This is a genomic window from Corynebacterium gottingense (genome assembly GCF_002285125.1).
GTDB lineage: Bacteria > Actinomycetota > Actinomycetes > Mycobacteriales > Mycobacteriaceae > Corynebacterium > Corynebacterium gottingense.
This window is the reverse complement of sequence record NZ_NSGN01000007.1, coordinates 122,198-145,168: the sequence shown is the minus strand read 5'-3', so window position 1 is coordinate 145,168 and position 22,971 is coordinate 122,198. Positions and strand designations below refer to the sequence as shown.

Here is a 22,971-nt window from a genome sequence, read left to right as displayed (position 1 = left end):
GGTGAAGCATTGACTGGATGACGAGAACAGGGTGACGAATTCGTTGAGAATGGGCCTGCGGATGTTTTGTTGGAGTGCCCCGTGGGCTTGTGTGTTGTTGTTTAGACTCCAAGTGCTTGGCGGTGTTCGGCGATGGTGACATAGCCGTTGCCTAGCGTCGACTTCAGCCTGGTATGGGTGTAGAAGTCGATGTAGTTGTCAATATAGTCTCGCATTTGTGCCACTGCACGTGCGCGAAAGAGATTCACTGACCCCCAATATCGGAGGTTCGAAAGTCCTACAAAGGCTAGGGTGATCCGTTACTCTAACGAGAATGACGATTTCCCCCTCTAAGTAAGAGGCAAAAATGAAATGTAGTCATCGAATTCTCCCTTCGGCCACGGCATTTCTTGTCGCGTGCAGTTTAGGTACGGCCACAGCTACCGCCGATGTCTTTCATGGGCATTGGATCGGAGGTCGAATTGAAGAAACGTATCAACGCCTCGGCGGCTGGCCCACATTTGGGGATGCCTTGACCCCCGAAAGTGTGTCGGCGTGGAATGGGCGTTTTCAGGTCTTTGCCCGCGACTCCTCTATTTATTGGCACCCTAACGTCGATGGTGGAACCGCCCACCAAGTAGGAGGGGCAATCAGGGACAAATGGGCGGAACTGGGGTGGGAACGGGAGCATCTCGGTTATCCCGCCACAGATGAACTTCCCACTCGGCAACCAGGAGGGCGATTCAATCACTTCCAAGGAGGCTCGATCTATTGGAGTCCGTCCACCGGCGCGCACAATATCCAAGGCGAGATTAAAAAGCAATGGGGTTTGAGCGACTGGGAAATGGGCCCACTTGGCTTTCCTACGACCGACGAGCTCAATACTCCTGGCGGAGAAGGGAAGTTCAATCATTTCCAAGGAGGCTCGATCTATTGGAGCCCTTCCACCGGCGCGCATAAAGTACTAGGTGAAATTAGAAACTATTGGGGTAAGAACGGGTGGGAGAAGAGTAGATTCGGTTTTCCTGTATCCGAGGAACGGCGTTTGATCGACGGCGCAGTTCAACAAGAATTCCAAGGCCACGCCCTTCAATGGGTTCCTTTTAAGCCCGCATCCCTACCAACCTACGGCTCTGCATATGGTAGCTACAACCAGTTTTACGATATTTTCAATATCAGTGAGCAATGGACCCCGCAGGCCCTAAATCGAGAGTTGACCACTCACTTTAATCAATATTTCACTTTCACGGGCTGCCCCGATACTCTCCGCGTAGGAGATACTTGCAATCTTGACACGGCAGTAGGAGTGGATGCCCCAGTACGAGTAGAGGCTATTTCCCCAGATGGTTTCACCTTTAAATCCCTGGAGGGACACCCCGAAGGTGCCGGTCGGTTGATCAACTTCAGATTTGTCCCGACTACCGTCACAGGGATCACTACTATCAGATTGAATGTGCAAGCATGGGGGCCGGTTTCAAATGTATCTCTTTTAGGTCCTTTGAACTCCCAGACTGTCGCTCGGTATTCATGGTCCCGACTGGCAGACAATCTGAGGAAGCGAACCTCGACTGCATCTGCCACTTACATCACCGCAGATAAGAACACTTCCTCGGTTAGAACGTTTAATGTCCCCAATTCGGACGCCGTATCTGCCCTTCCGGATGCTGAAGTGGTTGACACGACGAACTACCAGTTGAGCGAAGGTATGGATCTCGTCCCGTTCTTCCCGGCAGGAACGTCCTCGGAGGAAATCGAAGCGGCACTGAAGAGTGGCAGCATACCCACGTCACTTCCAACAATCCGAGAAGGAAAGACCCCAACACCAAGCGACACCACGACTGATAGTCAGCCGGATCCTATTCAGGCAACACATTCAGGCAACACAGGGAACCGAGGCTCCGGAATAGGATCGAACGCAATGGATGTCATGACCACCCCCTAAAAGAATTTAGAGAGAAACATGATCTATGTGGTTTTTGGTGCAGTGGTCGCGCTATTCATCTCCTTATGCATCATGGCAATGGGGTACCTAGTCCACCTTTCAGCTAAGCGGAAGGTGCTTTCTCCATACCGTTTCTTAGTCGTGATGGTTTTACTAGCACCCGTTTTCCTGATCTACGACATACTTAGCGATGAGATGTGTAGCGGCCTTTTCAATTATGCGGTCAGCGGTTACTTAATTACCACCGTTATCATCAGTTCTCTGTGGCGCATCATTGCGAATGGCTTCGGCGAAGCGCGGGAGTAGGAGCGGTCGCTAGGAGAGGGTGTTTATACAGCGCTTCTTGCGAGGTATGTATACAAGGTGGTCCATCCGATGTCGAGCCGGCGGGCCACTTCCGCCTTGGGCACGCCATCGGCTACCCACCCCCAGGCCTGGGCGACCTGGGCGTCGGTGAGCACCTTCGCGCGACCCTTGTAGACACCGCGAGCCTTGGCACGGGCAATGCCCTCGGCCTGACGCTCACGAATAATCGAACGTTCAAACTCCGCCACCGAACCAAGCAGGCCGAGCATGAGCTTCGCAATAGGTGTGGAGTTCAAAGGATAGTGTTCAGAAGACTGAAATGGTAGCGGTGTGGTGAGTATCTGGTAGCGCCTGAGTGAGTATCCGGTAGCGGTGTCTCACTCAGGCGTTGCTTGCTCCCGGATCTCACGGGGAAAATGCGCGGACATCAGAAACCCTCTCCGCCCCCGGGGACACACCAACTATTTGTCCGCGGTCCCAATTTCCAATATCTTCGTCACGGGGATCTCGTCATGTGGGTACCGATTAGGTCGGCGCAGCCCGTGTTTGCTGCGCTGCCAGCCGTAAGCCCCGCTGCTACTCCGGATTCCCCGACACCTTCGCCACCAGCTCGAGGGTGCGCTCGCCGCGGCAGGAGGGGAGCTCGGCGTGGAGCACGTCGAGCACGGCATCGGCGATCATGACTGAGGGGGCGGGTAGGGCATCGTCGACAAGCGGGTAGGGCGCCACACCGGTGTTGTCGCGCATCTCAATCGCGGCGAGCGTCATGTGGAACGGGAGATCGATGCGGGGATCGTCATTGCCGACGATTTGCGCCGCGAGGTCGCGGTAGATGCCCTCGAGCTTCGCGCGCGCCTCGTGGTACTCCTCGAACTCCTCCGATTCCAGCGTCGGCAGCTGGTAGAGGCGACCGATGTTCCAATTGGAAGACAGCAGGATGCGCGTCTCGGCGGCGCACAGCGCCCACAGCTTCAGCGCCGGCGACGCGTCCGACTCCGCCAAGTCCGAGGCGAGGTCCAACGCCGGTTGGATCGTGCCCTTCAGCAGGGTGAGGAAGATGTCGTTCTTGGAGGGGAAGTGGTAGTACAGCGACGCCTGGCGGATGCCCACGGCCTCGGCGATCTGGTGCGTAGACGTGGTGGAGAAGCCGCGGCGGGTGAACAGTTCCGAGGATGCGTCGAGGATTTCGTCGCGGGCTGTCTTGCCGCGACGACGGGGGCTGTTCTTGCGGGGGCGACCCACGTTTCCGCTCATCCACTACTCCTCTCAAAACGGCGCCGTTCTGCAGGGAAGGCAGCGACGCGTGTGCGTTCCTAGTCTACTGCACGCCGCGGCCTTTCAATCGTTAGAAAGGTAGCGGCAGCGCATGAAAAAGCCTGCCCCGCACCGGAATCACATCCGGGCGGGGCAGGCTTTGGGTCGAAAACTCTACGCTGTTGACGTCAACCGCTGGTTAGCGGGTGGTGAACGGCAGAAGAGCCATCTCGCGCGCGTTCTTGACGGCGGTAGCAACCTGACGCTGCTGCTGCGGGGTCAAGCCGGTGACGCGGCGGGAACGGATCTTGTGACGGTCAGAGATAAACAGACGCAGGGTCTCAATATCCTTGTAGTCGACCTTCTCAATGCCCTTGGCCTTGAGCGGGTTCTTCTTCGGGCGGCGGGACTGCTCCATGCGCGCCTTGCGTTGGTTATTGCGCTTCATTGGTCAATTCCTCCTTACCACGAAGACTTACGGACGCCAGGCAGCTCACCGCGGTGAGCCATCTCGCGCATACGGACACGGGACACACCGAACTTACGCAGGTAGCCGCGGGGGCGGCCATCGCGAGAGTCGCGGTTGCGCACGCGCGACGGGGAAGCGTCGCGGGGCTGGCGGTTCAGCTCAAACTGCGCGTCCAGGCGGTCCTCGTCCGAGGTCTCCGGGTTGCGGATGATTGCCTTGAGCTCGTTGCGTCGCTCTGCGTAACGAGCAACGATCTCCTTGCGCTTCTCGTTCTTGGCGATCTTCGACTTCTTAGCCATTGATTATCGCTCCTCGCGGAATTCGACGTGCTTGCGCACAACCGGGTCGTACTTCTTCAGCGTGATGCGATCCGGGTTGTTGCGCTTGTTCTTGCGGGTGACGTAGGTAAAACCAGTGCCCGCGGTGCTCTTCAGCTTGATGATCGGGCGAATATCGTTACGTGCCATTAGATCTTCTCACCTCGTGCGCGGATCTTTGCCACGACGGACTCGATGCCGTCACGGTCGATGATCTTCAGACCCTTGGTAGAAACGTTCAGAGTAATGGTACGGCCCTCGGAGGGCAGGTAGAACCGGCGCTTCTGCACGTTGGGGTTCCAACGGCGCGAGTGGCGGCGGTGCGAGTGCGAGACGGTCTTGCCAAACTTTGGCTCGCGTCCCGTGACCTGGCAATGTGCCGACATGGGTTGACTTCTTTCTCTTCTGCCGCCCACGCACTGATCACAAGTGAGGATGACGCCACTGCTAAGCGGAGTGAGGGTCCGCGAGAGCGTCTGGTGCAATCGGTTGACGTAGGCGTATACGTGTACTTCGACAACAGCGAGAGTCAACGATACATGCCGGGCTGCGGTTTTCCTAATTCGGTGCGTGCAAGGGGGCAGTATGCTTGACGACGCCACGTTCTCGGCGGGGTGGCGGGGCGTCGAGAAGCAAAATGCCGAGATTAGGTAATGGGGGACCTGAGCTGTATGCTTGTGCGAGTTGTCCGGCGGGAGCCGGGCGTAATGTCAGTTTTTCGCACCCAACTCAGGCACGATCCTCGCGGAGGAGACGACCTGAAGTTCAATCCTGAGGGAGACGAAGTATATGAAGAAGGATATTCATCCGGATTACCACCCGGTGATTTTCCAGGACGCGAACACGGGCCACAAGTTCCTGACTCGCTCCACCAAGACCTCCGACCGTACCGACCAGTGGGAGGACGGCAACGAGTACCCGCTCATCGTTGTCGACGTGACCGCTGAGTCCCACCCGTTCTGGACCGGCGCACAGCGCCTCATGGACACCGCTGGCCGCGTTGAGAAGTTCAACCAGCGCTTCGGTGGCATGGCTCGCCGTAAGAAGAAGTCCGCTAACTAGGCGTAAAGGAGGAATTGAGAAATGGCTACCCCGAAGTTTAAGAAGTCCCGCGCAAACACCCGCATGCGTCGCTCGCAGTGGAAGGCTGACAACGCCGCACTGCAGACCGTCAAGATCGACGGCCAGGAAGTTCGCATCCCGCGTCGCCTGGTCAAGGCCGCGCAGGCTGGCCTGATTGACGTGGAGCAGTTCTAAACGCAGCTCCACCGGAAGCCGGTTCCCTGACCTGGGGAATCGGCTTTTTTGCGGTCTTATGCACCAAAAATCATCGAGTAAGCCATAATAGAAACATGAAAATTCTTGTGGCCGATGATGAGCAGGCCGTGCGTGAATCCTTACGGCGCTCTCTTCGCTTCAACGGGTACGAGGTGTGCCTGGCGGAAGATGGCGAAGAGGCGCTGGATCTGATCCGCGCGGAAGAGCCGGACCTGACCATCCTTGACGTGATGATGCCTAAGCTTGACGGGCTTGGCGTGTGCCGTACGCTGCGTTCGTCCGGCTACGATCGGCCCGTGCTGATGCTTACGGCGCGTGACGGCGTGTCTGACAGGGTGGCGGGGCTGGATGCCGGTGCCGACGACTACCTTCCCAAGCCGTTCGCGCTCGAAGAGCTCCTTGCCCGCGTTCGCTCCCTGCTGCGCCGTGCCCGCGCGGATTCTATAGAGGGCGGCGACCACGAGTCCTCCGCGCTGAAGTTCGAGGACCTCACGCTCAACCCGGAGACCCGAGACGTCACGCGCGGCTCCCGTACCATCTCGCTGACGCGCACCGAGTTCGCGCTGCTGCACCTGCTGATGCAGAACCCGCGTCGCGTGCTCACCCGCCAGACCATCCTGGAAGAGGTGTGGGGCTACGACTTCCCAACCTCCGGCAACGCGCTCGAGGTGTACATCGGCTACCTCCGGCGCAAGACGGAGGCTGCGGGCGAGCCGCGCCTGATCCACACCGTCCGCGGCGTTGGTTACGTGCTGCGGGAGACGGCACCGTGATCCTTCGGCAATCAGCCGAGACTTACCAGCGCGATAAGGACGCGTGGATCGACGAGCAGGGGGGCGCGGAGGCGTCAGGTTTCCGCGGCTCTCGGTTCCTTGGGCTCGGACTTTCTCTGCGCCAGCAGCTCGTGGTGCTGACTGGCGTGATGGTCGCCTTCACCATCTTGGTCACCGCCCTGGTCAGCTTCTGGGCTGCCGCCACGACGATCACGAATTCAATGGATAGCGACCTCCGGGTGAAGGCGGATGCGCTGATGGACGAGGTGGAAAGGCATCCCGTCGATGAGCTTGAGGGGAAGATAGCGGCGTTTAAGTACTTCAACCCGCAGATCCACGCAGCGGTGTCGCCGCCGCAGTCCAATCGCTATTACGGCGATGCGATCGCGATCGGTGGGGCGTTCCACAGGGAAGCGGACGGCGAAGAAATCTCGGTCCGTACTGCGGGCGGGGAGCGCATCCTGGTCCTCCGCAAGGACGACGGCTCTGCGGTGGCGCTTGCCCAGCAGGTGGATCCCTCGCGCCGGCTGCAGGGCAGCTCCGGTGCGGCGCTGCTGGTCATCCTGTGCCTCGGCATTGCGATGGCGTGGGCCGTCGCGTCCGTTGTCGCCGCGACCGGTTTGTATCCACTGCGCAGGCTGCAAAAAGCGGTGGACGAGGTGACCCGGACCGAGGAGCTCAAGCCGCTCCCGGTTGAGGGCGACGACGAGCTCGCGAACATCAGCCGCTCGTTCAACCGGATGATCCAGACGCTCCAGGACTCGCGTACCCGACAGACGCAGCTCGTCGCAGACGCGGGCCATGAGCTGAAGACGCCGCTGACGTCCATGCGCACCAACATTGAGCTGTTCATGATGATGTACAAGTCCGGCCACCAGGACATGATCTCGCCCGAGGAGCGCGAGAACCTGGAGCGGGACGTGCTGGCGCAGATGGAGGAGATGTCCACGCTGATTGGAGACCTCGTCGACCTTGCGCGCGAGGACTCTCCCAACACGGAGTTCACTGAGCTCCGTCTCGACATGATCCTGGAGGAGGCGCTGGACCGCGTGCGTCGCCGCCGCCCGGACGTCACGTTCCAGTTCCACGCCGACCCATGGGTCATCATGGGCGACCACTTCGCCATGGGGCGCGCGCCGATTAACCTGATCGACAACGCCGCCAAGTGGTCCCCGGACGGCGGCACCGTCCGCATCTCGCTCAAGGCGGCCACGACGAAGGCGGTGCTGATTGTCGACGATTCCGGCCCCGGCATTGCGCCGAAGGAGCGCGCCCGCGTCTTCGAACGCTTCTACCGCGCCCCGGAGTCGCGCGCGATGCCGGGCTCGGGCCTGGGCCTGGCGATTGTGAAACAGGTGCTCGACCGCCACAACGCCCAGATCTTCGTCGAGGAATCCGACGACGGGGGCACCCGCATGCGTGTCGTGTTCCCGGGGTGGCGCCCGCCCGCGGAGGACTAGCAAGCGCGTGTGCGCACGGTCGCGTTGCCCCGCTTGGTGGGAGGGATCTCACCGGGCGGGGTTTCGTCGATAAGCGGCATTGCACCAGCGCACAGCACACAGGGAACGTTCAGTTAACTTTAGGTGGAGTCTGTTCAGGCATCAAGACTGGCTCCAGCAGAAAGGTTGATAATTACCTCCATGACTTTTCCAGAGGATCCACGCAACCCCCGTCGCGCAGCGAGCGGCGGCTCGGATCGTGTTACCAGCAACACAGATACATCTCCCGCACTGACCGAGACGCGCCAGGACCAGCCGACCGTGTACCACGTCGACCAGGTGCCAAGCGCGCCGGAGGGGGCTCGAGAGAAGCGTCGATTCGGTGCGGGGACCGTCATAGCCACCGCACTCGTCGCCGCGCTTGTCGGGGGCGCTAGTTCCGGGTACGTGGTGAGCAAAACCAACGACGGTGAGGAGAGCTCGTACAGCGCCCTGGAGGCGCCGGCAGCCCCGGCTCCGCAGAACGACCAGCAGAACGACCAGGGGGAGGCGCAGGCGGCGCCAAAGGGCTCGGTCGAAGACGTGGCGTCGCAGGTCCTGCCCGCCGTGGTCTCGATCGTGGTGCAGACGCCGCGTGCGTCGGCGGAAGGCTCCGGCTCCATTATCTCCTCGGACGGCTACGTGCTGACGAACCACCACGTGATCGCCGATGCGGCGAGCTCGCAGTCCCAGATCCAGGTCACGCTGAATGACGGTTCGCGCCACGACGCCACCTTCGTGGCCAGCGACGTGAACACCGACGTCGGCGTGATCAAGATTGAGGGCGTGAAGGACCTGCCGACGATGCAGTTCGGCGACTCCGACCAGCTCGCCGTCGGCCAGGAGGTGGTGGCCGTCGGCTCTCCGCTGGGCCTGTCCGCGACGGTGACCAGCGGTATCGTCTCGGCGCTGAACCGACCGGTGCGGGCGTCGCAAGGCGGTGGCGAGAGCTCGCTGATGGACGGCATCCAGACGGACGCCGCGATTAACCCCGGTAACTCGGGCGGACCGCTGGTGGACATGCACGGCAACCTCATCGGGATGAACTCCGTGATTGCGTCGCTGTCTGCGGGCGGCTACGGGCAGGAATCGCAGGGCGGCTCCATCGGCCTGGGCTTTGCAATCCCGTCCAACTTTGCCAAGCGCGTGGCGCAGCAGCTGATTGACAAGGGCAGCGCCTCTCAGCCGATGCTGGGCGTGCGAGTCAGCGCCATGGACATGGGCGACGACGGCGCCGTCGTCGCCGGCGTGGAGCCGAATAGCCCGGCGGAGCAGGCTGGCGTGCGTAGGGGCGACGTGATCACCAAAGTGGGCGACCGGCTGATCGATTCCGCCGACGCGCTCATCGCGGCGACGCGTTCCCACGACTTCGGCGAGACGGTCACCCTGCAGATCCGGCGGGAGGGGGAGGAGGCTCCCGTTTCCGTAGATGTGACGCTGAGTTCCGAGTAAGTTAAAGGACACTCCTCCGGTCGCGGGGCCGGAACAACGTCGAAGCGAGAGAGGGAAAGAAGGCACATGTCCACAACACTTGATGCGCTGGAAAACGTGGAGCCGGACGACGCGTTTTTGCGGGCCACCGAGCTCGCGGAGGACACTCCCGCCCCGTCCCGGGCCATCATCGTGCTCATCGGTGATCACCGCTACGAGGCCCCCGGCGACAACACGCACGAGATGGTCGCGGAGTTGCTGGGCGAGTACGGCTACCACGTCGATGGCGTGGTGCGCACCAAGTCGAAGAAGTCCGAAATCCGCAAGGTGATTGAGACCGGTGTGGTCGGCGGCGTCGACCTCGTGCTCACCGTCGGCGCGACCGGGGTCGGCCCGCGCGACAAGGCGCCGGAGGCCACGCGCGCGGTGATTGACAAGCTGGTGCCGGGCGTCTCGCAGGCGGTTCGCTCCTCCGGCCAGGCCTGCGGCGCCGTCGACGCGTGCACCTCCCGCGGCATCTGTGGTGTGTCCGGCTCCACAGTGGTGGTCAACCTGGCTCCGAGCCGGCAGGCGATTCGTGACGGCGTGGCCACCATCGCGCCGCTGGTGGACCACCTGATCTCGGAGCTCAACAGCTACACCGTGCAGAAATGACGCGGCAGCGGCGAAGGGCGCGGCGCGTCGCGGACGTGGACTACGACCGCACGGCGGACGCGCCGTTCACGGGGGCCGGGGGCGATGGCGAACGCGCGGTGTCCTTTGAGGAAGACGGCGACCCGGCCGCGGAGCTGACGGGGCGGGAGTTCTACGACTACGAGCGCCCGCCCCACCACGGTGGGGACTAGTTGCTGGTCGCGGGCGGGGTGGTGCTGCCTGCCTGCTCCGGGGACTGGCCGGCGAGCAGGTCGCGGATCTCAGTGAGCAGCTCCGTTTCGGTCGGGGCAGCGACGTCTTCGGGGATGCCCCGCTTTCGCTTCTGCATCTCATTGAGCTTGTTCATCGGCGCGACGATGAGGAAGTAGACCACCGCGGCGATGAGCAGGAAGTTGATCGCGGCGGAGACCAGCATGCCCAGGTCGAGGGCGGTCTCGGGGCGGCCCGGGATGACCGGAATCTTCCAGCCTTCGCCCACCTCGGCGTCGCCGAAGATGTTGAGCAGCGGGTTGATGATGGCGTCAGAGAACGCCGTGACCAGCCCGGTGAAGGCGGCGCCGATGACAACACCGACGGCCAGATCGATGACGTTGCCGCGCAGAATAAAATCGCGGAAACCTTTCAGCATGAAACATGCACTCCTTTGCAAGAGCATTGCGTAGTGGGGGAAGAAACGGCACCGCCATGCGTGCGCATGGCAGGTGTCAAGGATACGCAGTTTATGCCGGCGTGCCAGCAGAGGCCAAAACAACGGCGAGGGGCATGCTTAACGACGCCGCCGCCACCGCCGACGCCTGCGACCGCCGCATCAGCACGAGCACCGTGCCCTCTTCGCCAACGGTGACAATGCGCCCGCCGGAGGCGACCGTCGTCGGCCCCTCCGCGATCACGTCCACGACGGCGCCGTGGTGCAGCATGGGCAGGATGTCCGGCTCCGCGAGCGCCACCGGCACCATGGTGAACGGCTCACCTTCCGGCTGGCCCGCAACGAGCTCGCTCACCAGGTCGGGGCCGACGAGCCGGGTGGAGGTGACCACCTCCCCGGGCGCGGCACCTGCGGCGAGGATGTGCCCGCTGGCCAGGGACTGCTCCCGCAGCGCGCCCTCCGGGACGACGCGTTCGGGCACCCGCTGCAGCTGCAGGTCCTCATCGGTGACGCGGGCGCCCGCGGCGACGGGGCGGGCGAAGGTGACAACCAGGGGGTCGGCGCGGGACGCGTTGAGCAGCGCGCTGAGGCCGGCGGCGCAGACGAGTGCGCCGGCGAGCGCGCGTCGGAGGAGCACGGAGCGTCGATAGCCCGGGGTGCGCAGGCGGTGGGCGAGTCCAGTGAGTCGTTGCGAGAGGTCCATGCATATTAGACGCAGCCGGACGCGCGGCGGTTCCCTCTACACCGAAATTTCCCGCCACCCGCGCGGCGTGATGATCGCGCGCACGGGGACGTCGTGCGCGTCGTGGGGGACCGCGTCGACGACTTCCTCGTCGTAGAGCACCGCCGCCGTGGGCACGTCTCGCCCAGCGAGCGCCCGGTCGTAATAGCCGGCGCCCTTGCCCAGTCGCATCCCCCGGGCATCGACGGCCAACGCGGGAACCAGGAGCAGCGCGCAGGAGGAGAGGACGCGGGAGGTGAACCGGGCACCGGTCGGTTCTGCGACACCGAGCGCGCCGGGCTGCGTCGCCCCGTCCGCCAGCGACCACGCCAGCACGCCGTCCGGCAGCGAGATTGGGATGAAGACGCTCCGCGCATGGCGGCGCAGCTGCGCAGCGAAGTCTGCCGGGCCTGGCTCGGTGGGGAGCGGATTGTAAGCGGAGATGTTGGCGCCACGTGCGCCGAACGCGTCGATGCAGGCAACCGCGTTGGTCAGGATCGCCGCGTCGAGCGCTGTCTTGCGGGCGGGGTCGTGGCGGAGCCGGCGGCGGAATTCGGTGCGGCGGGCGCGCAGGGCTTGCTTGTCCTCGGTTGGCGTTGGCATGGTGGCCCCCTTCGGGTTGAGCGGAGAACGTGGGTCGGAGCAAAATAGCAGCAACTGGCCATGTAGGCTCGATATTTATGCGGAATTCTAACGAAGTATCATCCGTGCCTTCCCATGGTGCGGTGAAGACGGTTGTCGTGCCGGCGGCGGGTATGGGTACTCGTTTTCTGCCGGCGACGAAGACGGTGCCGAAGGAGCTTTTGCCGGTGGTGGATACTCCCGGCATTGAGCTGATCGCGGAGGAAGCGGCCCAGCTGGGGGCGCAGCGCTTGGCGGTGGTGGTGGCTCCTCAGAAGGAGGAGATCATGGCTCACTTCGGCGAGTTTTCCACGCTGCGCGAAACGCTTGCTGCGCGCGGTAAGGACGAGCAGGTGGCAAAGGTCGCCCGCGCTGGTGAGCTGATTGATGCGATTTCGGTGACGCAAGATAAGCCGCTGGGGTTGGGGCACGCCGTAGGGTGTGCGGAGGTCGCGCTGGATGATGACGAGGACGTTGTCGCTGTCATGCTGCCGGATGATTTGGTGTTGCCGGCGGGTGTGATGGAGAAGATGGTCAAGGTGCGCCAGGAGCTTGGTGGCTCGGTGTTGTGCGCGTTTAACGTCAGCCGTGAGGAGGTGTTCAACTACGGCGTGTTTGACGTTGAGGAGGTGGACACCGAGGGTGATGGTGTTGAGGTCAAGCGTGTGCGTGGCATGGTGGAAAAGCCTGCGGTGGAGGATGCGCCGTCGACGTTGGTTGCTACGGGTCGCTACCTGCTGGATCGGGCGATTTTTGACGCGTTGCGTCGGATCGAGCCGGGCAAGGGTGGTGAGTTGCAGCTGACTGATGCGATCGAGCTGATGATCACGGAGGGCCACCCGGTGCACGTGGTGGTGCATGACGGGAAGCGCCACGATTTGGGCAATCCGGGTGGTTACATCCCGGCGAATGTGGACTTTGGGCTGCACAACGAGAAGTATGGTCCGGCCCTGTACACGGCGCTGAAGCAGATTATCAGCGACTTCGAAGCGGAGAATCCCGATATTGTCCGCTAGTTCCCACTAGGATTGGTCCAATGCGCAGCGTTGAAGACCAGCAAGCAATGGTGGTAGACGCGGCGGTGACGCCTGAGCCGATCCGCGTCGGAATCCTTGATGCCCTCGGCCTCATGTGCGCCGAGGAAATCGCCGCAACCGCCCCGTTGCCCAGCTTTTCACAGGCAGCGGTTGACGGCTACGCCGTGCGCTCCGTGGACGTGGGCGGCACCGCGGGCCTGCGCCTCGCCGCGGAGCCCCCGGAGGAGCAGGACGGCGGGGAGACTACGGAACGCCGCACACCGCACCGCGACCGCACGCTGCCCGTGGTGGGGGAGGTCGCGGCGGGCTCGCAGAAGCCGCTTCGCCTCCAGCCGCGCCAGGCCGTGCGCGTTGCCACCGGCGCGCCGCTGCCAACGCTCGCGGACGCCGTCCTCCCGCTGGAATGGAGTGACCGGGGGCGCAAGCGCGTCACCCCGTCGCGCGCAGTGCGCACCGGCGACTTTGTCCGCAAACCCGGCTCGGACATCCAGCCGGGGGACATCGCCGTGCGCCAGGGCTCGGTGCTCGGGCCGGCGCAGATCGGGCTCGTGGCCGCCGCGGGGCGCGAGAAGGTGCTGGTCTACCCGCGCCCGCGCGTGACCGTGATGAGCTACGGCCTCGAGCTGGTGGACGTAGACCGCGACCCGGGCCTTGGGCAGGTGTACGACGTCGCGTCGTACGCCGTTGCAGCCGCCGCCGAGGAGGCCGGCGCGGACGTGGTGCGCGCGGGCATCGTCAACGCGGAGCCGCGCCGCCTGCGCGAGACCATCGCCGGGCACATCGCGCGGTCCGAAGTAGTCATCGTGATCGGCGCCGTTGGCGGTTCGGGCGCGGACGTCATCCAGGACGTGCTGCGCGAGATGGGGGAGCTCGACACGCAGCGCGTGGCCATGCACCCCGGGTCTGTGCAAGGCTTCGGCCTGCTCGGCGAGGAGCGTACGCCCGTCTTCCTGCTGCCGTCCAACCCGGTCAGCGCGTTGGTGATTGCGGAGACGCTGGTGCGCCCGGCGATCCGGCAGTCGCTTGGGAAGGCGAGCGTCGCGCGCCGCACGGTACAGGCCCGCTCGGTGCGCCACATTGATTCCATCAAGGGCCGCCGCGGCTACATTCGTGCGCGCCTCATGCGCGACATGGAGACGGGGGAGTACCTGGTGGAGTCGCTGGGCACACTCGACGGTAGCGCGGCGCACCTGCTTGCCGGGTTCGCCGAGGCCAACGCCATGATTCGCATCCCCGAGGACGTGCTCCAGGTGCGCCCGGGCGAGTTCGTGGATGTTGAATTCCTGCAGCAGCGCAGCTAGGAACCTGCCCCGGTGGACCTGTTTGCACTCTTCCGCGAGCCCACGCCGGGCTGGCCGGAAACGACGCCCGCGCTGCGGCTGGCGGACGGAACACACGTCCACCTGCGCCCGCTCAAATCCGGCGACGGTCGCGCATGGAGCGAAACCCGCGTGCTGGACGAGCACTGGCTCAAGCCGGTCGAGCCGACCGTACAAGGGACGTGGGCTGACGCGCACTCGCCGCAAGCCTGGCGTGCCAACTGGCTCAACCTGAAAAAGCTGGCGGCTGACGGGGTCGTCGTGCCGCTGGTCATCGTCGCGGACGGCGAGTTCGCCGGGCAGGTGACGCTGGGCAATATCCAGCACGGTGCGGTGAGCGAGTGCTGGATCGGCTACTGGGTCCACTCGCCGTTCATGGGGCGCGGCATCGCGACAGCGGCGTGCGCGCTCGGCACGGACCACGCCTTTGCGAGGGTGGGCATGCACCGGGTGACGGCGACGTTCCTGCCGGACAACCCGGCGTCGAAAAGCGTGCTCCTGGCAAATGGCTACCGCGAGGAGGGCTACCTCCGCAAGAACCTGCACATCGACGGGCAGTGGCGCGACCACCACTTCGTGGCGCTGAACGCGGACGATTTCCCGCACACCGCCGTGGAGCGGCTGCGCGCGGCGGGGCGCGTTCGGCCGGTTCAGTAATTTTTCAGGCGCAGGGTCCGGCGCGCCTGGCGGTGGGGCCGAGTGCGCGCGGATAGCGTTGGGGCCAGTTCTGTGTACACACCCAATTGGTTGCGTTGAAAGGTGGCATTGCCTATGGGCAGCCCGAGCCTCATTCTGGTCCTCATTCTCGTCGTGTGGGTCATCGTGCTTGCGCCGATGATGCTGGGGAACACGAAGAAGATTCGCCGCTCTGGCGAGGGGTACGAGGAAACGCGCGTCCTGCACGAGGGAGGCACCGAACCCGTCGTGGCCCGCCGCCGCCCCAAGCTCACGTCCGCCGATGTGCACCACCACACCGCCGCCGAAGATGACGTCGAGATCGTCGAGGCCGAGGAGGAGCAGGTGCTTATCGACGACACACCCACCCTCCGCAACTTCTTCCGCAAAGAGGTCGCGACCCAGGAGGACCGCCCCGTGGTCATCGACGCCGAGCCGGAGGACGAGGAGGCGGGTTCCACCGTCGTCGACCTTGACGAGGAGAGTGACGAAAAGGGTGACGAGATGATTGACGGGGAGCCTCAGGGCGGCTCCACCGTCGTGGACACTGACGCGGAAGCCGACCGCTACGAGATGAGCGAGTCCTACGGCGCGCCCTCAGATTTCGGCTACGCCCCCGAGGACCCTGAGAGCTCTGAGGACGCAGACGACTCCTCCACCGCCGAAGTCGCACCTGAAACGGAACCCGAGCCCGATTTTGAACCGGACGACAGCGACCTGGAGTTTGCCAAGACCCGCCGTGGGCGCGGCGGCTACGACCCGGAGCGCGAGCGCACCGCAAAGGCGGACCGGTTCCAGCGTCGCCAGCGCACCCTGCTGGTGCTCATCGCCTCCTTCGTGGTCACCTTTGTCGTCGCGTTCGTCGTGGGCGGGTGGACCTGGGTCCTGCCCGCCATCACCGCCGGCCTGACCGCCTGGTTCCTCATCGTCCTTCGTGGCGTGGTGAAGAAGGAGCGCGCGCTGCACGAGCGCCGCGTGCGCCAGTTGCGCCGCGCCCGCCTCGGCGTTGACGTGGACCGCCCGCAGCCCGCCCCCCGCGAGCGCCGCCGCGTCGGCTCCGTGATCCTGGACCTGGACGAGGAACACCCGGACTTCGACGCGCTGCCTGGCTACGTGCGCCCGCAGCCGCGGGATGACGGATACGGCGAGTACACGCCCCGCGCAAGCTAGTGACCTGCGGATTTCATGCTCTGGGGTGAAAGGAGTAACCTTTCAAACCAGCGAGGGGCTATAGCTCAGTTGGTAGAGCGTCGCGTTCGCAATGCGAAGGTCAGGGGTTCGATTCCCCTTAGCTCCACAAGGGAAACTACCCCCGTTGCCAGCACTTTCGGTGCCGGCAACGGGGTTTCGTGTAGGAGGGACTCGTGACCACACAAACCATCCGCCGCGCCGTCCTCATCGTCGCGCGGCCGGCAGCGTGCTCGCCGCGCTGATCCTCATTCCGGCGATTGCCGCCATTGTCATGGTGGTGACCAAGCTCATCAACCCGGTCGCGCCCTCGCCCGAGGGGCTGACCGGCGTCGCGGTCGGCGCGCTCGTCGTGAACGTGATTTGCGCCGTCATTCTGCTGCGGTTGCGGGACCAGGGGTCCTCGCTGGCCAAGGGCGCGTGGCTCGCGGCGCGAAACGACGCCCTGGCCAACCTCCTCATCATCGTGGCAGGCCTCCTCACGTTCGTGTGGTCCACCGCCTGGTTCGACATCGTCGTCGGCGCGATCATCGCGGTCATCAACCTGTCCGCAGCCAAGGAGGTGTGGGAGGAATCCCGCGAGGAGCACGCCTCCGTGGAGGAGGCCTTCGCGGATATGGAGGACTGCTAGCTCACCCCCTCGTCAGCCCTCGCCGAGCTCCTCGGCGCTCCACACACCGGAGGCGCCGCGCCGCCACGTCCCAACGAGGTTGGTGTCCACGATGCCCACGGACTCCATGAGCGCGTACATGGTGACGGGGCCGACGAAGATGAAGCCGCGCTTCTTTAAGTCCCGCGCGAGCGCCTTGGACTCCGGCGAGGTGGTCGGCACCTCCTCGGCGGTGCGGGGACGCGGAGTGGTGGCGGGCTTGTAGGACCAGATGAACTCGCCGAGGTGCGTGCCCTCCTCGCGCAGCGCGAGGGTCGCCCTCGCGTTAGTGACCGCGGCCTTGAGCTTGTTCGGGTTGCGGATCAGCCCGGGGTTGTCCATCAGGTGGTCGACGGAGTCCATGGCGGCGACTTCGTCCGGGTCGAAGCCATGGAACGCCTCGCGGAACGCGTCGCGCTTGGACAGGATCAGGCGCCAGGACAGGCCGACTTGGAACCCTTCGAGGCAGACGCGCTCGAAGAGCGACGCCTCGTCGGTAAGCGGCATGCCCCACTCGGTGTCGTAGTACTCGCGCAGGAGGGGATCGGTGGCGGCCCACGGCGGGCGGACCAGACCATCGTCGCAGGTGATGGGCAGGGACTTGGGTGTTTCGTTGAAATTGCTCATATATATTTGACTCGATTTATGGCCGTTCGGTTCCATCGGTAGGGTAAATGGCATGAACAGGCCTGCCGTTCGAGACTTCGCACTCCTACTCTTACGCCTGGTCGTTGGGGCCGTGTTTGTTGCCCGCGGCTACCAGCACTGGTTTGCTGTCGGCATGAATAAAACTGCCGAGCAGCTTGCGTACGCGGGGGTACCGCAGCCGCAGCTGAGCGCGTATGTGACGGGCGCCGTCGAGCTGATCGGCGGGACCTTCCTGGTGATCGGTCTGCTCACCACGATCGCGGCGTCGTTGCTGCTCATTCTCTCACTCGCCGCCGCCTACTTCGTGCACCTGGGTAACGGCTTCTTCGTGGAGCACGGGGGCGTGGAGTACACGCTGGTGCTCGCCGCCGCGCTCTTCGCTCTCGTGGTCTTTGGCACGGGCCGCGCGAGCCTGGACGGGGTGCTCACCCGTGGTTAGTCACGAGGAGGTCCAGGCCGCGCTCTCCGCGCGTATCGACGGCGAGTCGCCCGGGCTTGACGACGCCATCGTGGACGCCCACCTGGCGCAGTGCGAGGAATGCACCGCCTACTGGGAGCGCGCGCTTTCCCTCTCCCGGCGCATGAGCTTCGCCGAAGTGGACGGCGGGATGGCACCGCCCCACGACCTCTCCGAGGTCATCATGGCGGGCGTGGACGATACGTGGCGCAAGCTCGAGCAGCGCCGCCTTATCACCCTGGCGATTGGTCGCGTGGCGCTTATCGCCGCTGCGGTGGTGTGGGCGGTGTGGGCGGTGCTGCTGCTGGTTCACGGCGGCGGTACGGACTCGCTGGAGACGTCTACGGCGGCCGTCCGCTTCGGTGTCGCGCTGGCGCTCGGCGTCACCGCCTGGCGTCCGCGCCAGATCCCGGGCGTCCTGCTCATCGTGGGCACGATGTTCACCTTTACCGCGGGCTTCGCGGTGCGCGACTGGGTGCTCTCCACCGGCGAGTTCGTGCCCAGCATTGTGCTCATCCCGCTGGTTACCCTCTTCGGGCTCGTATGGACGTGGGTGGCGGACCGCGGGATTGAAATCCGCCGCGCCTGGCATCTGCTGGACGCGAACCCCAGCTAGCGCGCTATTTCCAGCTGGGCAGCCACATGAGCGAGTGGTAGTAGTCCTCCGGCACCATGAAGCCGTAGAGGATGGGGGACCAGTACACGAAGCTGGCTACGACAAGGGCCAGGTACACGATCACGGCGAGCTGCCCGGTGCGCAGGTCCGCGCCGGCGATCCGCCGCACGAGCCGGTTGCCGCTCGGCGCGCCTTTCTGCGCCAGGTTGCCCAGCGCGAGCGCGAGCAGGACCGCGGTGAACGGGACGAGCGGGGCGGCGTAGAAGAAGTACATCTGGCGGTCGAAGGCGGCCAGCCACGGGAGGAAGCCGGCCATGAACGCCACCATCGGGACGATGACGCGGAAGTCGCGGCGGGTGATCCACACCCATGCGCCCCACAGCAGGATCGGGATGGTCAGCCACCAGATCACCGGGGTGCCGAAGAGGAAGATCATTTCCCGGCAGGTGCCGCCGTCGCCGCAGGCCAGGTCGGTGTTGGAGTAGTAGAGGATGGGGCGCGAGGCCACGAGCCAGGACCAGGGCTTGGAGTCCCACGGGTGGGAGTGCCCGGAGGAGGATGTCAGCGAGCTGTGGAACTCGAGCACGGAAAAGTGGTAGTACAGCCAGTCCGCGGCGGGGGAGGGGAGGTTGGTCAGCCAGGGCCAGTCGGAGTCGGCCACGGTGCCGTCGGCAACCGCGTGGCGGTATACGGACGTCTCGGAGGCGAACCAGGCGCGCCAGGACCAGATGTAGAGCAGCGCGGGGACGAGGACGATGGAGGCGAGGGCGGAGGGGACGTCGCGAAGCAGCGCGCCCGCCAGCGGCTTTTTCACCCCGTAGCGCTTGCGCAGCCAGAGGTCCCAGAACGCGGAGAGCAGGCCGTAGAACGCGATGTAGCCCGACCACTTCACAGCCATGGCCAGGCCGAGCAGGACACCGGTGGCGAAGCGCCACCAGCGGAAGCCCAGGCGGGGGCCGAGCGCGTCCATGCCGTCCAGCTTCCCGGTCAGGTAGGCGTCGTGCCAGCGGCGGTGCACCTGCTGCATGTCGCCGGCGAGCGTCCACGCCGCCGCGACGACGAAGAAGACCTCGAACACGTCGAGCATGCCGAATTTGGCGGTGACCAGCAGCACTCCGTCGAAAAGCGCGATGATGCCCGCGAACAAACCGATACTGGTGGACTGGCTCACGCGGCGCGCGATGAGGAAGACGAAGACGACGATGGCGGTGCCGAACAGCGCTGTCATGAGGCGCCAGCCGAGCGGGGTGTAGCCGAAGAGCTGCTCGCCCCACGCCAGCAGCTGCTTGCCCAACGGCGGGTGCACGACGAGGCCGTACCCCGGGTTGGACTCGATGCCGCCCAGGACCGGGTTGATGTAGTCGCGCACCATGTCGAACGCCTGCGGGACGTAGTGCTTCTCATCAAACACCGGCGTGCCACCCGACGTCGGCTGGGTCAACCCGATGAAGCGGGTCAGCAGTGCGAGCACGCCGATCACGGTCGCGGAGACGGTATCGCGCTTGGTCCACGGGACCGTGACGGGCGCGGACGGCTCGGGGCGCTTCGCGCGCCAGCGCTTCGGCGCAGGCGGCAGCGTAGGCGACGCGGGTGGGGCGGAAGCTGGCACTTGGGTACTCACGGACAAGGATCTTACTGGTTCGTGCGTATGCTTGGCGTTTATGGTTGCCTCCACAGATCTGCCCCAGGATTCGCTGCCACAGACCGGCATCGTGCTCGCGGCCACGCCGCTGGGCAACGTCGCGGACGCGAGCGAGCGGCTGCGCACACTGCTCGAGCGCGCGGACGTGATCGCGGCGGAGGATACCCGGCGGACTCGCGCGCTGGCCGCGGCGCTGGGGGTCGAGCCGCGCGGCAAGATCATCTCCAACTTTGACCACAACGAGGACGCGCGCACCGAGGAGCTGCTCCGGGACGCGCGTGCCGGGGTCGTACTGGTGGTCACCGACGCAGGCATGCCGCTGGTGTCCGATCCTGGGCACTCCATCGTCGCCGCCGCGCACGACGCGGGCGTTCCCGTGACCTGCCTGCCAGGGCCGAGCGCGGTGACCACGGCGCTTGCCCTGTCCGGCCTGAGCGTGGGGCATTTTCTTTTCGACGGCTTCGCGCCCCGCAAGCCCGGTGCCCAGGAAACCTGGCTGCGCTCGCTGGTGGGGCAGGAGCGCGCCGTGTGCTTCTTCGAGTCCCCGCACCGCATCGCCGCGACCCTGTCGCGCGCGGCCGAGATCTTGGGCGCCGACCGCCGCGCCGCGGTGTGCCGCGAGCTGACCAAGGCGTACGAGGAGGTCAAGCGCGGCACGCTGGGGGAGCTCGCCGCGTGGGCCGAGGAAGGCGTGCGCGGGGAGATCACCGTCGTTATTGAGGGCGGCACCAGGGCGGAGGAGAACCCCGAGGACCTGGTGGGACTCGTCCTCGAGCGGGTCGATGCGGGTGAGCGGATGAAGGACGCGTGCAAGGCCGTGGCCAAGGCACACGGCGTGAAGACGGGCGACCTCTATAATGCGGCCCTTGCCGCGCGCGCGGACTAGACGCAGAAGTACGCAGCGACAACGTCCCTCTACCAGATCCGGGAAAAGATTGCGCTCGGTTCGTGCTGAGACTATTTATCAGATACCCTGCAAAGGTCATACGAGTTTTTCGATACTTGAGGAGTGATTGATGTCTCGGCGTGAGACTGGCTTGGATCCGCACGATCCGGGCGCAGAACCGCGGACTGCAGATCCGCAAATTGAGAACAACTCCACCGACCCCGCGCCGTCCGCGGCTGGTGAGCTCGTCTCGCTGCTGCAGGCCGATAGCGCCGGCGAACGTGGCAACTACCAGGACCCCGAAGAGCAGATCGAGCGCCAGGCCGATGCGGAAAACGCACCCGTGGACTGGGGCATCATTGTGCCAATTGCGGTCATCGTGGTCGCCATGGTCGCGTGGGGCTTGCTTGCGCCGGAGAATTTCTCCAACTTCGCAGACGCGGCCTTCGGCTGGGTCATCAACAATCTGGGCTGGGCCTTCGTGCTCGGCGGCACCGCCTTCGTGGTCTTCGTGCTGGTCATCGCCTGCTCGAACTTCGGCACCATCCGCCTGGGCTCCGCCGACGAGCGGCCCGAGTTTAAGACGACATCCTGGATCGCCATGATGTTCGCCGCGGGCATGGGTATCGGCCTGATGTTCTACGGCGCCTCCGAGCCGCTGGCCATGTACCGCGACGGCGTGCCGGGCCACGAGCCGCACGAGGTGGGCACCGCGATGTCGCAGACCATGTTCCACTGGACCCTGCACCCGTGGGCGGTCTACGCCATCATGGGGCTCGCAATTGCGTACTCCACCTTCCGTCTCGGCCGCAAGCAGCTGCTGTCCAGCGCGTTCATCCCGCTGATCGGCCAGAAGGCCGCGGACGGCCCGCTGGGCAAGCTCATTGACGGCTTTGCCATCTTTGCCACCATCTTCGGTACCGCCTGCTCCCTGGGCTTGGGCGCGATGCAGATCAGCTCCGGCCTCGAGGCATCCGGCTTTGTCCACGACCCGTCGAACGGCCTCATCATCGGCATTGTCGCCGTGCTGACGCTCGCGTTCCTGCTCTCCGCCATGTCCGGCGTGTCCAAGGGCATCCAGTGGCTGTCTAACGCCAACATGGTGATCGCCGCGCTGCTGGCAATCTTCGTGTTCGTCTTCGGCCCGACCGTCGTACAGCTCAACCTGCTGCCGACGTCTGTCGGCACCTACCTGCAGAACTTCTTCGAGATGGCAGGCCGCACCGCCGAGAGCGCTGACGGCGAGGCTGGCGACTTCCTGTCCAGCTGGACCATCTTCTACTGGGCATGGTGGATCTCCTGGTCCCCGTTCGTGGGCACCTTCCTGGCTCGCATCTCCCGCGGCCGCACCATCCGCGAGTTCTGCCTGGGCGTGCTGCTCGTCCCGTCCGGCCTGTCCACCGTGTGGTTCGCCATCTTCGGCGGCACCGCCATCCACATGGAGCAGACCGGCGAGTCCATCTACGCAGACGGCTCCTCGGAGCAGCAGCTGTTCAACCTGCTGCACTCCCTGCCAGGTGGCGTGGTGATGGGCGTGTTCGCGCTGCTGCTGCTCGCCACCTTCTTCATCACCTCGGCGGACTCCGCCTCCACCGTCATGGCATCCATGACCCAGAACGGCAAGTCCGACGCGAAGCCGTGGATCGCCGCGATGTGGGGTCTGGCCACCGCAGCCGTCGGCCTCACCCTGCTGATCTCCGGTGGCTCGGACGCGCTGAACTCGCTGCAGTCCGTGACCATCGTCGCGGCAACCCCGTTCCTGCTTATCCTCATCGCGCTGATGTTCGCGATTGTGAAGGATCTGTCCAACGACACGATCTACCTGGATAAGAAGGAGCAGGAGCGCTTCTCCCGCCAGCTGGCCATCGAGCGCCGCATGCACCGCGATCAGCGCGAGCTGAACGCGCGCAAGGCGCAGGTCAAGCGCGCTTTCACGGGCAAGCGAAAGTAGCGCTCGCTCGCTTCTCGACGCCACCGCATCACCA

29 protein-coding genes and 1 tRNA gene are annotated in these 22,971 nt (G+C 64.6%); 19 read left to right on the top strand and 11 right to left on the bottom strand.

What is annotated here, in order from left to right; genetic code table 11:
• Positions 1-511 precede the first annotated feature (511 nt).
• Positions 512-1,921 (top strand): LGFP repeat-containing protein, encoded by a 1,410-nt coding sequence (locus CKJ82_RS08250; RefSeq protein ID WP_240510732.1) that lies wholly within the window; start codon positions 512-514, stop codon positions 1,919-1,921.
• Positions 1,922-1,939: 18 nt separating this feature from the next.
• The gene (locus CKJ82_RS08245; protein WP_095537734.1) at positions 1,940-2,227 is read left to right on the top strand and encodes a hypothetical protein; all 288 of its coding nucleotides are present in this window, start codon (positions 1,940-1,942) and stop codon (positions 2,225-2,227) included.
• A gap of 23 nt (positions 2,228-2,250) precedes the next feature.
• Here CKJ82_RS08245 and CKJ82_RS08240 read toward each other — a convergent pair whose 3' ends face one another.
• From CKJ82_RS08240 to rpmB, 6 genes are all read right to left on the bottom strand, one after another.
• Positions 2,251-2,523 (bottom strand): recombinase family protein, encoded by a 273-nt coding sequence (locus CKJ82_RS08240; RefSeq protein ID WP_240510731.1) that lies wholly within the window; start codon positions 2,521-2,523, stop codon positions 2,251-2,253.
• 280 nt (positions 2,524-2,803) lie between these two features.
• The gene (locus tag CKJ82_RS08235; RefSeq protein ID WP_095537732.1) at positions 2,804-3,481 is read right to left on the bottom strand and encodes a TetR/AcrR family transcriptional regulator; all 678 of its coding nucleotides are present in this window, start codon (positions 3,479-3,481) and stop codon (positions 2,804-2,806) included.
• Between the two features lie 199 nt (positions 3,482-3,680).
• Positions 3,681-3,929 carry a 30S ribosomal protein S18 gene (gene rpsR, locus CKJ82_RS08230; RefSeq protein WP_095277051.1) on the bottom strand — a complete coding sequence of 83 codons (249 nt, stop codon included), beginning with the start codon at positions 3,927-3,929 and terminating at the stop codon, positions 3,681-3,683.
• A gap of 14 nt (positions 3,930-3,943) precedes the next feature.
• Positions 3,944-4,249, bottom strand: a complete 306-nt coding sequence (rpsN, locus tag CKJ82_RS08225) for a 30S ribosomal protein S14 (protein ID WP_095277048.1) — start codon at positions 4,247-4,249, stop codon at positions 3,944-3,946.
• Positions 4,250-4,252: 3 nt separating this feature from the next.
• Positions 4,253-4,417: a 50S ribosomal protein L33 gene (gene rpmG, locus CKJ82_RS08220; protein ID WP_006841072.1), complete on the bottom strand. Its 165-nt coding sequence runs from the start codon at positions 4,415-4,417 to the stop codon at positions 4,253-4,255.
• Positions 4,417-4,653: a 50S ribosomal protein L28 gene (gene rpmB, locus CKJ82_RS08215; RefSeq protein WP_095277046.1), complete on the bottom strand. Its 237-nt coding sequence runs from the start codon at positions 4,651-4,653 to the stop codon at positions 4,417-4,419. Before rpmB ends, rpmG begins: the two co-directional genes overlap by 1 nt.
• A gap of 403 nt (positions 4,654-5,056) precedes the next feature.
• On the opposite strand from rpmB, the gene CKJ82_RS08210 reads away from it, so the two are divergent.
• The 7 genes from CKJ82_RS08210 (at position 5,057) to CKJ82_RS11675 (ending at position 10,072) form a co-directional block, all read left to right on the top strand.
• Positions 5,057-5,329 (top strand): type B 50S ribosomal protein L31, encoded by a 273-nt coding sequence (locus CKJ82_RS08210; protein ID WP_095277043.1) that lies wholly within the window; start codon positions 5,057-5,059, stop codon positions 5,327-5,329.
• A gap of 21 nt (positions 5,330-5,350) precedes the next feature.
• Entirely contained in the window at positions 5,351-5,524 is a 174-nt protein-coding gene (gene rpmF, locus CKJ82_RS08205) for a 50S ribosomal protein L32 (protein ID WP_095277040.1), read from the top strand.
• A gap of 95 nt (positions 5,525-5,619) precedes the next feature.
• On the top strand, positions 5,620-6,318 hold the full coding sequence (locus tag CKJ82_RS08200) for a response regulator transcription factor (RefSeq protein ID WP_095535748.1): 699 nt from the start codon (positions 5,620-5,622) through the stop codon (positions 6,316-6,318).
• Positions 6,315-7,778 carry a sensor histidine kinase gene (locus tag CKJ82_RS08195; protein WP_240510614.1) on the top strand — a complete coding sequence of 488 codons (1,464 nt, stop codon included), beginning with the start codon at positions 6,315-6,317 and terminating at the stop codon, positions 7,776-7,778. The genes CKJ82_RS08200 and CKJ82_RS08195 overlap by 4 nt, the downstream gene beginning before the upstream one ends.
• Positions 7,779-7,958: 180 nt before the next feature.
• A complete protein-coding gene (locus CKJ82_RS08190; RefSeq protein ID WP_095537731.1) occupies positions 7,959-9,248 on the top strand; it encodes a S1C family serine protease in 1,290 nt (429 codons plus the stop codon).
• 66 nt (positions 9,249-9,314) lie between these two features.
• On the top strand, positions 9,315-9,881 hold the full coding sequence (locus CKJ82_RS08185) for a MogA/MoaB family molybdenum cofactor biosynthesis protein (RefSeq protein WP_095535746.1): 567 nt from the start codon (positions 9,315-9,317) through the stop codon (positions 9,879-9,881).
• A complete protein-coding gene (locus CKJ82_RS11675; protein ID WP_133064050.1) occupies positions 9,878-10,072 on the top strand; it encodes a hypothetical protein in 195 nt (64 codons plus the stop codon). The genes CKJ82_RS08185 and CKJ82_RS11675 overlap by 4 nt, the downstream gene beginning before the upstream one ends.
• On the opposite strand, the gene mscL is transcribed toward CKJ82_RS11675, so the two are convergent.
• The 3 genes from mscL to CKJ82_RS08170 all read right to left on the bottom strand — a co-directional run bounded on the left by mscL (position 10,069) and on the right by CKJ82_RS08170 (position 11,851).
• Positions 10,069-10,509 (bottom strand): large-conductance mechanosensitive channel protein MscL, encoded by a 441-nt coding sequence (mscL, locus tag CKJ82_RS08180; protein WP_095535745.1) that lies wholly within the window; start codon positions 10,507-10,509, stop codon positions 10,069-10,071. The two genes, CKJ82_RS11675 and mscL, sit on opposite strands and share 4 nt — an antisense overlap.
• Before the next feature lie 91 nt (positions 10,510-10,600).
• The gene (locus tag CKJ82_RS08175; RefSeq protein ID WP_095537730.1) at positions 10,601-11,230 is read right to left on the bottom strand and encodes an SAF domain-containing protein; all 630 of its coding nucleotides are present in this window, start codon (positions 11,228-11,230) and stop codon (positions 10,601-10,603) included.
• A 36-nt stretch (positions 11,231-11,266) separates the two neighbouring features.
• Complete coding sequence (locus tag CKJ82_RS08170; protein ID WP_095537729.1) at positions 11,267-11,851, bottom strand: 5-formyltetrahydrofolate cyclo-ligase; 585 nt, start codon at positions 11,849-11,851, stop codon at positions 11,267-11,269.
• A 77-nt stretch (positions 11,852-11,928) separates the two neighbouring features.
• On the opposite strand from CKJ82_RS08170, the gene CKJ82_RS08165 reads away from it, so the two are divergent.
• From CKJ82_RS08165 to CKJ82_RS08140, 6 genes are all read left to right on the top strand, one after another.
• Entirely contained in the window at positions 11,929-12,885 is a 957-nt protein-coding gene (locus CKJ82_RS08165) for a UTP--glucose-1-phosphate uridylyltransferase (protein WP_095537728.1), read from the top strand.
• Positions 12,886-12,905: 20 nt separating this feature from the next.
• Complete coding sequence (gene glp / locus CKJ82_RS08160; RefSeq protein WP_095535741.1) at positions 12,906-14,207, top strand: molybdotransferase-like divisome protein Glp; 1,302 nt, start codon at positions 12,906-12,908, stop codon at positions 14,205-14,207.
• Between the two features lie 12 nt (positions 14,208-14,219).
• Complete coding sequence (locus tag CKJ82_RS08155) at positions 14,220-14,882, top strand: GNAT family N-acetyltransferase (RefSeq protein ID WP_095537727.1); 663 nt, start codon at positions 14,220-14,222, stop codon at positions 14,880-14,882.
• Positions 14,883-14,996: 114 nt separating this feature from the next.
• Positions 14,997-16,070 (top strand): divisome protein SepX/GlpR, encoded by a 1,074-nt coding sequence (gene sepX, locus CKJ82_RS08150; RefSeq protein ID WP_095537726.1) that lies wholly within the window; start codon positions 14,997-14,999, stop codon positions 16,068-16,070.
• A 54-nt stretch (positions 16,071-16,124) separates the two neighbouring features.
• Positions 16,125-16,197: transfer RNA gene (locus CKJ82_RS08145), tRNA-Ala, on the top strand.
• Positions 16,198-16,317: 120 nt separating this feature from the next.
• Positions 16,318-16,719: a cation efflux transmembrane domain-containing protein gene (locus CKJ82_RS08140; protein ID WP_240510611.1), complete on the top strand. Its 402-nt coding sequence runs from the start codon at positions 16,318-16,320 to the stop codon at positions 16,717-16,719.
• A 12-nt stretch (positions 16,720-16,731) separates the two neighbouring features.
• Here the strand turns inward: CKJ82_RS08140 and CKJ82_RS08135 are convergent, their stop codons facing one another.
• The gene (locus CKJ82_RS08135; RefSeq protein WP_095537725.1) at positions 16,732-17,364 is read right to left on the bottom strand and encodes a DNA-3-methyladenine glycosylase I; all 633 of its coding nucleotides are present in this window, start codon (positions 17,362-17,364) and stop codon (positions 16,732-16,734) included.
• A gap of 52 nt (positions 17,365-17,416) precedes the next feature.
• On the opposite strand from CKJ82_RS08135, the gene CKJ82_RS08130 reads away from it, so the two are divergent.
• Both CKJ82_RS08130 and CKJ82_RS08125 read left to right on the top strand, forming a co-directional pair.
• Entirely contained in the window at positions 17,417-17,824 is a 408-nt protein-coding gene (locus CKJ82_RS08130) for a DoxX family protein (RefSeq protein ID WP_095537724.1), read from the top strand.
• On the top strand, positions 17,817-18,458 hold the full coding sequence (locus tag CKJ82_RS08125; RefSeq protein ID WP_095535737.1) for a zf-HC2 domain-containing protein: 642 nt from the start codon (positions 17,817-17,819) through the stop codon (positions 18,456-18,458). Before CKJ82_RS08130 ends, CKJ82_RS08125 begins: the two co-directional genes overlap by 8 nt.
• Positions 18,459-18,462: 4 nt before the next feature.
• On the opposite strand, the gene CKJ82_RS08120 is transcribed toward CKJ82_RS08125, so the two are convergent.
• On the bottom strand, positions 18,463-20,085 hold the full coding sequence (locus tag CKJ82_RS08120; RefSeq protein ID WP_420838559.1) for a protein O-mannosyltransferase: 1,623 nt from the start codon (positions 20,083-20,085) through the stop codon (positions 18,463-18,465).
• A 34-nt stretch (positions 20,086-20,119) separates the two neighbouring features.
• On the opposite strand from CKJ82_RS08120, the gene rsmI reads away from it, so the two are divergent.
• Together rsmI and CKJ82_RS08110 are read left to right on the top strand one after the other, a co-directional pair.
• The gene (gene rsmI, locus CKJ82_RS08115; RefSeq protein WP_095537723.1) at positions 20,120-20,986 is read left to right on the top strand and encodes a 16S rRNA (cytidine(1402)-2'-O)-methyltransferase; all 867 of its coding nucleotides are present in this window, start codon (positions 20,120-20,122) and stop codon (positions 20,984-20,986) included.
• A 130-nt stretch (positions 20,987-21,116) separates the two neighbouring features.
• Positions 21,117-22,937, top strand: a complete 1,821-nt coding sequence (locus tag CKJ82_RS08110) for a BCCT family transporter (RefSeq protein ID WP_095537722.1) — start codon at positions 21,117-21,119, stop codon at positions 22,935-22,937.
• Positions 22,938-22,971: the final 34 nt, after the last annotated feature.

Excerpts from the sequence above, each read along its gene's own strand:
- rpmG (WP_006841072.1), bottom strand. The coding sequence starts at position 4,417 with ATGGCACGTAACGATATTCGCCCGATCATCAAGCTGAAGAGCACCGCG.
- CKJ82_RS08175 (WP_095537730.1), bottom strand. The coding sequence starts at position 11,230 with ATGGACCTCTCGCAACGACTCACTGGACTCGCCCACCGCCTGCGCACC.
- rsmI (WP_095537723.1), top strand. The coding sequence starts at position 20,120 with ATGGTTGCCTCCACAGATCTGCCCCAGGATTCGCTGCCACAGACCGGC.
- rpmF (WP_095277040.1), top strand. The coding sequence starts at position 5,351 with ATGGCTACCCCGAAGTTTAAGAAGTCCCGCGCAAACACCCGCATGCGT.
- CKJ82_RS08165 (WP_095537728.1), top strand. The coding sequence starts at position 11,929 with ATGCGGAATTCTAACGAAGTATCATCCGTGCCTTCCCATGGTGCGGTG.
- CKJ82_RS11675 (WP_133064050.1), top strand. The coding sequence starts at position 9,878 with ATGACGCGGCAGCGGCGAAGGGCGCGGCGCGTCGCGGACGTGGACTAC.
- sepX (WP_095537726.1), top strand. The coding sequence starts at position 14,997 with ATGGGCAGCCCGAGCCTCATTCTGGTCCTCATTCTCGTCGTGTGGGTC.
- CKJ82_RS08245 (WP_095537734.1), top strand. The coding sequence starts at position 1,940 with ATGATCTATGTGGTTTTTGGTGCAGTGGTCGCGCTATTCATCTCCTTA.
- rpsR (WP_095277051.1), bottom strand. The coding sequence starts at position 3,929 with ATGAAGCGCAATAACCAACGCAAGGCGCGCATGGAGCAGTCCCGCCGC.
- CKJ82_RS08170 (WP_095537729.1), bottom strand. The coding sequence starts at position 11,851 with ATGCCAACGCCAACCGAGGACAAGCAAGCCCTGCGCGCCCGCCGCACC.
- CKJ82_RS08135 (WP_095537725.1), bottom strand. The coding sequence starts at position 17,364 with ATGAGCAATTTCAACGAAACACCCAAGTCCCTGCCCATCACCTGCGAC.
- CKJ82_RS08210 (WP_095277043.1), top strand. The coding sequence starts at position 5,057 with ATGAAGAAGGATATTCATCCGGATTACCACCCGGTGATTTTCCAGGAC.
- glp (WP_095535741.1), top strand. The coding sequence starts at position 12,906 with ATGCGCAGCGTTGAAGACCAGCAAGCAATGGTGGTAGACGCGGCGGTG.
- CKJ82_RS08110 (WP_095537722.1), top strand. The coding sequence starts at position 21,117 with ATGTCTCGGCGTGAGACTGGCTTGGATCCGCACGATCCGGGCGCAGAA.
- rpmB (WP_095277046.1), bottom strand. The coding sequence starts at position 4,653 with ATGTCGGCACATTGCCAGGTCACGGGACGCGAGCCAAAGTTTGGCAAG.
- CKJ82_RS08200 (WP_095535748.1), top strand. The coding sequence starts at position 5,620 with ATGAAAATTCTTGTGGCCGATGATGAGCAGGCCGTGCGTGAATCCTTA.
- mscL (WP_095535745.1), bottom strand. The coding sequence starts at position 10,509 with ATGCTGAAAGGTTTCCGCGATTTTATTCTGCGCGGCAACGTCATCGAT.
- CKJ82_RS08190 (WP_095537731.1), top strand. The coding sequence starts at position 7,959 with ATGACTTTTCCAGAGGATCCACGCAACCCCCGTCGCGCAGCGAGCGGC.
- CKJ82_RS08185 (WP_095535746.1), top strand. The coding sequence starts at position 9,315 with ATGTCCACAACACTTGATGCGCTGGAAAACGTGGAGCCGGACGACGCG.
- CKJ82_RS08130 (WP_095537724.1), top strand. The coding sequence starts at position 17,417 with ATGAACAGGCCTGCCGTTCGAGACTTCGCACTCCTACTCTTACGCCTG.
- rpsN (WP_095277048.1), bottom strand. The coding sequence starts at position 4,249 with ATGGCTAAGAAGTCGAAGATCGCCAAGAACGAGAAGCGCAAGGAGATC.
- CKJ82_RS08235 (WP_095537732.1), bottom strand. The coding sequence starts at position 3,481 with ATGAGCGGAAACGTGGGTCGCCCCCGCAAGAACAGCCCCCGTCGTCGC.